The organism is Intrasporangium sp., assembly GCF_032907665.1.
GTDB lineage: Bacteria > Actinomycetota > Actinomycetes > Actinomycetales > Dermatophilaceae > Intrasporangium.
In genome coordinates, this window is the sequence record NZ_JAJJPG010000061.1 from 11,341 (window position 1) to 19,613 (window position 8,273).

Annotated in this window: 5 protein-coding genes and 1 pseudogene; 3 read left to right on the plus strand and 3 right to left on the minus strand. The window is 71.1% G+C overall.

The features are described from left to right. Positions 1–344: hypothetical protein (locus LOY02_RS10645; RefSeq protein ID WP_317182340.1), on the plus strand; the 344-nt coding region annotated here is incomplete at its 5' end. Between the two features lie 14 nt (positions 345–358). Here the strand turns inward: LOY02_RS10645 and LOY02_RS10650 are convergent. Next, positions 359–508, minus strand: a pseudogene (locus LOY02_RS10650) (FmdB family zinc ribbon protein); the annotation flags it as partial. A 9-nt stretch (positions 509–517) separates the two neighbouring features. Continuing rightward, entirely contained in the window at positions 518–2,125 is a 1,608-nt protein-coding gene (locus tag LOY02_RS10655) for a potassium/proton antiporter (RefSeq protein WP_317182333.1), read from the minus strand. A gap of 92 nt (positions 2,126–2,217) precedes the next feature. Here LOY02_RS10655 and LOY02_RS10660 point away from each other — a divergent pair, with 92 nt between their 5' ends. Then, positions 2,218–4,797 carry a penicillin acylase family protein gene (locus tag LOY02_RS10660; protein ID WP_317182334.1) on the plus strand — a complete coding sequence of 860 codons (2,580 nt, stop codon included), beginning with the start codon at positions 2,218–2,220 and terminating at the stop codon, positions 4,795–4,797. On the opposite strand, the gene LOY02_RS10665 is transcribed toward LOY02_RS10660, so the two are convergent. Next, positions 4,779–5,423: a 5-formyltetrahydrofolate cyclo-ligase gene (locus LOY02_RS10665; RefSeq protein ID WP_317182335.1), complete on the minus strand. Its 645-nt coding sequence runs from the start codon at positions 5,421–5,423 to the stop codon at positions 4,779–4,781. The two genes, LOY02_RS10660 and LOY02_RS10665, sit on opposite strands and share 19 nt — an antisense overlap. Positions 5,424–5,481: 58 nt before the next feature. On the opposite strand from LOY02_RS10665, the gene glp reads away from it, so the two are divergent. After that, positions 5,482–8,142: a gephyrin-like molybdotransferase Glp gene (glp, locus tag LOY02_RS10670; RefSeq protein ID WP_317182336.1), complete on the plus strand. Its 2,661-nt coding sequence runs from the start codon at positions 5,482–5,484 to the stop codon at positions 8,140–8,142. The last annotated feature ends 131 nt before the right edge of the window (positions 8,143–8,273 follow it).

Consider the following 8,273-nt stretch of genomic DNA (forward strand, 5'->3'; position numbering starts at 1 on the left):
GGACGAGCAGGGCTGTGGACGAGCGGGGCTGTGGACGAGCAGGGCTGCGGACGAGGGCCGCAGTCGCGAACAGACCGACTCAGGACGCAGCAGCCGACCCGGCGGCCGATGACTGCCCGCCGCCCGAGCCGGACGAGGACGAACCCGACCCCGATGTCCCCGCGCCCGACCCCGAGCCCGAGCCCGACGTCCCCGACCCTGAGCCCGACCCCGAGCCCGAGTCAGAGCCCGACCCAGACCCTTTGGATGACGAACCCGACTCGGACGAGCTCCCCGACGCCGCCCCCTCGCCCTTCGCGGTCGCCCCCTTCGACCCGCCGCTCGAGCGGGAGTCGGTCTTGTAGAAGCCCGAGCCCTTGAAGGCGATACCGACGGGGTGGATCACCTTCCGCAACCGTCCCGCGCCGTCGGCGCACACCGGGCAGTCCGTGAGGGGCTCGTCGGTGAAGGACTGGCGGATGTCGAAGGCGTGGCCGCACTCGGTGCAGGCATAGGTGTACGTGGGCACGGGTCTACCTCAGGTCTGGCGGGGGGTGTGCCCACCAAGTCTACGGGCGCGCGCGACTGCTGCCGTCGGCCAGCCCGCGAGGCGGCCGTGCTGGCTCAAGGCCCGGATGCGGTCCTCGGTCGCCTTCCGGGCCGTCGAGGTCGTGACGACGAGCAGCTGGTCGCCGTGCCGGATCGTCGTGTGCTGGTCGGGGACGAAGGTCTCGCCGTCGCGCACGATGAGGGTGATCAGGGCCCGCTTGGGCAGCCGGAGCTCGAAGATGGCGACACCGTGGAGCCGTGACTCGGGGCCGACGTTGATGGTGAGGACGTCGGCTCCCATCTCGACGAGGGGTGTGCTCTCGAGGGCGACGTCGACGGAGTGGACCTGCTCGGTGAGGCCAAGGCGTCGGGCTACCCAGGGCAGGGGCGGCGCCTGGATGACGGTGAAGACGACGACAAGGACGAAGACGAGGTCGAAGATCCACCCCGTGTTGGGTGTCCCGGCCACGAGGGGCACGGTCGCCAGCACGACGGGCACGGCCCCGCGCAGCCCGGCCCACGAGAGGAAGGCCATGTCGCGCCACGGCAACCGGAACCACACCGTCGACGCCACGACCGACAGCGGTCGTGCGAGCAGGAGCAGGACCAGGCCGATGACGACCGCGTTGGCCAGCTGCTCGTCGAGCCGGAAGGGGTCGGCGAGCAGGCCGAGGAGGACGAAGAGCCCGATCTGGGCGATCCATCCCATGGCCGTCGCGAAGCTCTGGACGGCGCTGCGGTTGGGCAGGTTGAGGTTGCCGAGGACGAGGGCGGACAGGTACGTCGCGAGGAACCCGGAGACGTGCAGGGCCGACCCGACCGCGTACGCGAGGACGGTGAGGGAGACGACGCCGATGGAGAAGAGGGCTGACGAGCTGCCGGCCACGCGCCGGAGCACCTGGCCGCCGAGGTAGCCCACGGCGATGCCCACGACGGCGCCTCCTGCGAGCTCGAGCAGGACGATGGCGAGCAGCTGCCACCAGGGCTCGGGCTCGCCTCCGGGCAGGCCCTGGGCGGACAGTGCGACGACGAGGAGGACGACCGGCGCGTCGTTGAAGCCGGCCTCCGCCTCGAGCATGCCGCTGAGCCGCCGCGGGATCGGGACGTTGCGCAGCACGGCGAAGACTGCGGCGGCGTCGGTCGAGGCGAGGATCGCGCCGAGGAGCAGCGAGATCGTCCAGGAGAGGTCGAGGATGGTGTGTGCGGCGACCGCGACGACGAGGACGGACACGACGACACCCACCGTCGACAAGAGGGCTGCGGGTGTGACGGAGTGCCGGATGTTGCTCCACTTCGTCGACAGACCGCCCTCGGCGAGGATGAGCACGAGCGCCGCATAGCCGAGCACCCTGGTCGTCGACGCGTCGGAGAACTGGATGCCGACGCCCGCGTTGCCGAGCGCGACGCCGATGCCGAGGTAGATGAGCAGTGAGGGCATCCCCGACGCCGTGGAGAGGCGCACCGCAGCGACTGCGACGAGCAGGACGATCGAGCCGATGAGCAGTACTCGCGTGAGGTCGTCAAGGGTCATCCCCGAGGACGTGGCGGACGCGAGCGCGGTCACGGGCGGCTCCTGTCGCAGGTCGGTGGGCCCCATCAAACCACTCGTATGCCGCTGGGCTCGCTCCGGTCCGAACGACCCCACCTGCTCCTCCCGCACCTCAGCGACGGGTGGCCTAGGCTCTTGGCGTGCCCCGCGCTCACCTCGCCCGTCGAATTGGCCTGTCGGTCGTCGTCCTGCTCGTCGTCGCCCTCGTTGCGGTGGCGATTCTCGCGGTCTCGACCGTGCGACGGCCCTTCCCGGAGCTGTCCGGCGAGGTCGAGGTCGAAGGGTTCACTGGCCGCGTCACGGTGTCCCGAGACGCCCGCGGCGTGCCGACGATCTACGCCGACACGGCCAACGACCTCTTCCGGGCCCAGGGCTACGTCAGTGCCCAGGACCGCTTCTTCGAGATGGACCTGCGCCGCCACATCACGGCTGGGCGGTTGTCCGAGCTCGTCGGCGAGGGGGGCCTCGAGACGGACCGGGTCATCCGGACGATGGGCTGGCGACGGGTCGCCGAGGAGGAGCTGCCCCAGCTCGCCCCCGAGACCCGGCAGTACCTCCAGGCCTACGCCGACGGGGTCAACGCCTACATCAAGCAGGCCGACTCGCCCGCCGACCTCTCGCTCGAGTACCAGGTGCTCGACTGGAGCGTCTCCGGCTACCGGGTCGAGCCGTGGAGTCCGGTCGACTCCCTCGCGTGGCTCAAGGCGATGGCCTGGGACCTGCGCGCCGACTACGACGACGAGCTGGCCCGGGCTCGGCTCTCCCGTGGGGGCCGCACGTCGGAGAAGCAGATCAACCTGCTCTATCCGCCCTATCCGTTCGACCGGCACCGGCCGATCCTGTCCGACCAGGCGTGGGACCCGGCTGCGTCGGAGGAGCAGGCGGCCTCGGCAACGCCGACGGCGCTGCTGGCGAAGGGGCAGGTCGCCTTCGAGGCCACCGCTGCCGCGATCGACGCCATTCCGACCCTCATCGGCGAGGGGGACGGGGTCGGGTCCAACTCCTGGGTCGTCTCCGGTGAGCGCACGACGACGGGCAAGCCGCTGCTCGCCAACGACCCCCACCTGACTCTCGGGATCCCCAGCGTCTGGACCCAGGTCAACCTCCAGTGCCGCACGGTGACTCCGCAGTGCCCGTTCCAGGTGTCGGGGTTCTCCTTCTCGGGCCTTCCCGGAGTCGTCATCGGCCACAACGCGAAGATCGCGTGGGGGTTCACCAACCTCGGCGCGGACGTCGCGGACCTCTACCTCGAGCAGGTGACGGGCGACACCTACCTACGCGACGGGCTGCCGGAGGAGCTCGAGACCCGCACGGAGACGATCAAGGTCGCGGGCGGCGACGACGTCGAGCTCAAGGTGCGCAGCACGGTCCACGGTCCGCTCCTGTCCGACGCCATCCCGGAGGTGTCAGAGGGCGGGGACCAGTCAGCGGTGCGTGGTGTCGCGCAGTCGAACCGCTACGCGGTGGCCCTCGCCTGGACGGCCTTGCAGCCCACCAAGACTGCGGACGCGATCTTCCGGATGAACGCCGCAGGCAACTGGAGCGAGTTCCGGGAGGCGGCTTCCGTCTTCGCGGTGCCGGCCCAGAACCTCGTGTATGCCGACACCGAGGGCCACATCGGCTACCAGACACCGGGGCTCATCCCGATCCGTCGGTCGGCGACGCCCGGCGCCGTCCCGGGCTTCTGGCCGGCTCCGGGGTGGGACAGCCAGTGGGACTGGCGCGGCTTCGTCGACTTCGACGACCTGCCGTACACGCTCGACCCGGAGGAGGGCTTCATCGTCACGGCCAACCAGGCAGTGACTGCCAGCCAGCGGCCCTTCCTCACGTCGGAGTGGGACTACGGCTTCCGTGCCGAGCGGATCCGCACCCTCCTGGCCGGCGCCGCGAAGGTGTCGCCGGAGCGCATGGTCGAGATCCAGGGCGACACACGCAACACCTTCGCCCCGGTCCTCGTCGAGCACCTGCTCGGTGTCGAGGTCGACGACTTCACGGCCCAGGCCCAGCTGCTCCTGCGGGACTGGGACGGCAGCCAGCCCGCGGACAAGACTCGCGACTCGGCGTCGGCTGCGTACTACAACGCGGTGTGGAAGCACCTGCTCGAGTTCACCTTCGACGAGATCCCCCCGGACATCTCCCCGAGCGGCGGCAGCCGCTGGATGATCGTCATGGAGCAGCTGCTCAAGGACCCGAAGAATGCCTGGTGGGACGACAAGACGACGCCCGGCCTGACCGAGGGCTCGGGGGAGATCCTCAAGCAGGCGCTCGTCGAGGCCCGTCTCGACCTGGCCCGTCAGCTCGGCAAGGTTCCCGCGACCTGGCGATGGGGACGGTTGCACCAGCTCAACCTCGAGCACCCGGTGCTGGGCCAGGACTCCGTGCCGGAGTTCATCCAGGACATCTTCAACCGGGGCGGCGTCGAGGTCGGTGGCGGCAGTGCCATCGTCAATGCCACCTCGTGGGACGCCTCGAGCTCGGGATACGAGGTCACGGCGGGCCCGTCGATGCGGATGGTCATCGACCTCGCCGACCTCGACCGGTCCAGCTGGGTCAACGTGACGGGGCAGTCCGGCCACGCCTACAACGAGCACTACGCCGACCAGCTCGACGCGTGGGCGGCGGGCGAGCAGTTCCCGTGGCCGTTCGGCACCGAGGCGGTGGCGGAGGCCGCCGAGACCGAGCTGACCCTGGCGCCCCCCGGTCAGCTGCCGACCGACTGAGGGGGCGCGGTCCGCACCACCTGTCCGCTCGTCGTCACGTAGCCGTCCACGAGTGCGTCGTGCGGTTCTCGAGGCAGGTCCGTGTCGCTCGGCTCGCCCTCGTGGAGGAGCGTGATGACAGGGGTGCCGGCGTCGCGGTGTCGCAGGGCCCGGTCGTAGCAGCCGGCTCCCTGGCCGAGCCGGGTGCCGTGCCGGTCCACGGAGAGGCCCGGAGTCACGATGAGGTCGCAACCCGCCAAGGCATCCACGCCCAGCCACGGGCGGCCGTCCCCTGAGGGGGCCGCGTCCTTCGGGAGGCGCGTGACCGTCGCCTCGTCGCCGGTGGTGCCCTCAGCGGCATACGTCCACTCGAGCGAGAAGTCGTCGAGCACGATGGGCACGATGACCTCGTGGCCCGCCGACAGCAGGGCCGCGATGAGCGGTCCCGTCGGCGGCTCCTCTGGGAGCGACTCGTAGACGGCGATGCGCAGACGCTCATCGTCGGACTCGGGGACGAAACGGAGGACCGCGTCGGCGATCGCCGCCCCTGCCGCGGCGAGGTCGGTCGACCGGGCCAGCTCGGTCCGGCGGCGGCGGGCCGCGTGACGGATCTCACGCTTCGGCCTGACCGGTTGTCCCCGGGTCACGGCCGGCTCGTCTCGTGGTCGTCCGGGTGGCACATGCCGTCCATCGTAAGGTGAACGCATGAGTCGGGAGGGGTTGGCGCACGCCGTCGAGCGGATGCGCGACAGAGGCATGGGGCCCGAGGCCATCACGGTCTTCGAGCACTACTACACGCAGCTCGAGGACGGTGCGCAGGGCACGATCCCGGAGGACAGCATCGAGCCGCTGCGCGACATCCAGGCGCTCGGCGAGGTCGAGGTCTCCGACGACGATGCGAGGCGGGCGCTGGGCCAGACGGCCGTCATCAAGCTCAACGGCGGCCTCGGCACGAGCATGGGCATGAGCGGCGCGAAGTCCGCGCTCGAGGTCAAGGACGGGCTGACCTTCCTGGACATCATCGCCCAGCAGGTGCTCGCGCTCCGGGAGCAGTGGGACGTCGAGCTCCCGCTCATCCTGATGAACTCCTTCCGCACCTCGGCGCAGTCCCTCGAGATCCTCGCGAAGTACCCCTCCCTGCCGGTCGACGGCCTCCCGCTCGACTTCCTCCAGAGCGCCGAGCCCAAGCTGCGCGCCGACGACCTGAGCCCGGTCGACTGGCCCCGGGACCCCGAGCTCGAGTGGTGCCCGCCCGGACACGGCGACATCTACGTCTCCCTCGTCACCTCGGGGGTCCTGGAGGCACTACTGGAGCGGGGCATCCGCTACGCCTTCATCTCCAACTCCGACAACCTCGGCGCGACCTGCGACCCCGACGTGGCGGCCTGGATGGTCGAGCACGAGCTGCCCTACGTCGCCGAGGTGTGCACGCGCACGAAGAGCGACCGCAAGGGCGGTCACCTCGCGGTCCGCAAGTCCGACGGGCGGCTCATCCTGCGCGACACCGCGATGGTTGCGGAGGGTGAGGAGCGGTTCTTCGCCGACATCAACCGGCACCACACCTTCCACGCCAACAACATCTGGATCGACCTCACCGTCCTGCGCGAGCGCATGGCGGCCCACGAGGGAGTGCTGGGCCTGCCGATCATCGTCAACCGCAAGACGGTCGACCCGGCGGACCACACGTCACCGGAGGTCGTCCAGCTCGAGTCGGCGATGGGCGCGGCTATCGAGGTCTTCGAGGGATCCGAGGCGCTTCTCGTGCCTCGCACCCGCTTCCGCCCGGTGAAGACGACCAACGACCTGCTCGTCGTCCGGTCCGACTACTTCGTCCTCGACGAGGGCCACCGCCTCGTCGCCGTGGGGGAGGGGCCGGAGCCGTTCGTCGACCTCGACTCCGCCTACCGGCTCGTGGACGGCTTCGAGAAGCGGTTCCCGCACGGCGTGCCGTCGATGGTGGAGTGCACGAGCCTGCGGGTCATCGGCGACCCGGTCTTCGGGCGCAACGTGCGCTGCATCGGCGACGTGCTCGTCGACGGCCTGCGCCGCGTGCACGACAACGCGGTGCTCGACGGGTCCGTCCTCGGGGCGGCCGTGACGGGCCGTTCGGGCGCGACGGAGCCGAGGCGGGAGCGGGCCGACATCCGCACCGTCGACCAGCACCTGCGCACCATCCTGTCCTCGATGGAGCCGGGCGCGACGGAGAGCGTGCCGCTGACCGAGGCGCTCGGCCTTGTCGTCGCGCGCGACATCCGGTCCCGGGTCAACCTGCCCGCCTTCGACAACTCGTCGATGGACGGCTACGCCGTGCAGGCCGCGTCCCTCGAAGGGGCGGAGGACGTGCCGGTGCGCCTGCGGATCGTCGGGGAGGTCGCGGCGGGTGCGAGCCCCTCCTTTTCTGTCGGACCGGGCGAGGCCGCACGGATCATGACCGGGGCGCCGGTCCCGCCGGGTGCCGACGCCGTCATCGCCGTGGAGGACACGGACGGGGCCGCCACCGGGTCGGTCGAGTGCCGCGCCTCGGTGACGCGGGGCCGCTACGTCCGCCCCCAGGGCGAGGACGTGTCGGAGGGCGCGGTCATCGTGGCGGCCGGCGACGTCGTCGGACCGCGGACGATCGCCCTGCTCGCCGCCTGCGGGCACGCGACCGTCGAGGTGCACCGCCGTCCCCACGTCGTCGTGCTGTCGACGGGAGCCGAGCTCGTCCCGCCAGGAGAGCCGTTGGGCCCCGGGCAGATTCACGACTCCAACTCGTCGATGCTGTGGGCGGCCGCGACGGCTGCCGGGGCGTCGGCCGAGATCCGCGCCGCGGTCGGTGACACCGATGCGGAGCTGCTCGCAGTCCTCGACGAGGTCGTCGCCGGCGCCGACGTCGTCATCACCAGCGGTGGCGTCTCGATGGGGGCCTACGACGTCGTCAAGAGCGCCCTCGCGGGCAAGGGCGTCGAGTTCGTCAAGGTCGCCATGCAGCCGGGCAAACCGCAGGGCTTCGGCCACCTGTCCGGGCCGGACGGTCGTCGGGTGCCGCTCTTCGCCCTGCCGGGCAACCCGGTCTCGTCGTTCGTCTCCTTCGAGGTCTTCGTCCGGCCGGCTCTGCGCCGCCTCATGCGCCTCACCCCCGAGAGACGGCGGGTCCGCACCGCCACGCTGACGTCAGGGCTGCATTCGTTCGAGGGGCGGCGGCAGTACGGCCGAGCCGTCGTCTCGCGCAACTCGGAGGGCGCCCTGCTCTGCACGCCTGTCGCCGGACAGGGCTCTCACTTCGTCGCCGACCTGTCCCGCGCCAACGCGCTCTTCGTCGTGCCCGAGGACGTCGTCGACCTCGTGGCCGGCGAGCTCGTCGACGTCATCATCCTCGACGCCTGACGCGGCCTCGGGCCGCCCGACGAGCCCGTATGCCGCTGAGCCCGGGCCGCTGGCGTCTGCCCTCCCAGCCCTCCCATCCCTGCCGGCTAACCCGCCTACCCGGTTCGTCGCAGCAACTTCGCCGGGGCGCA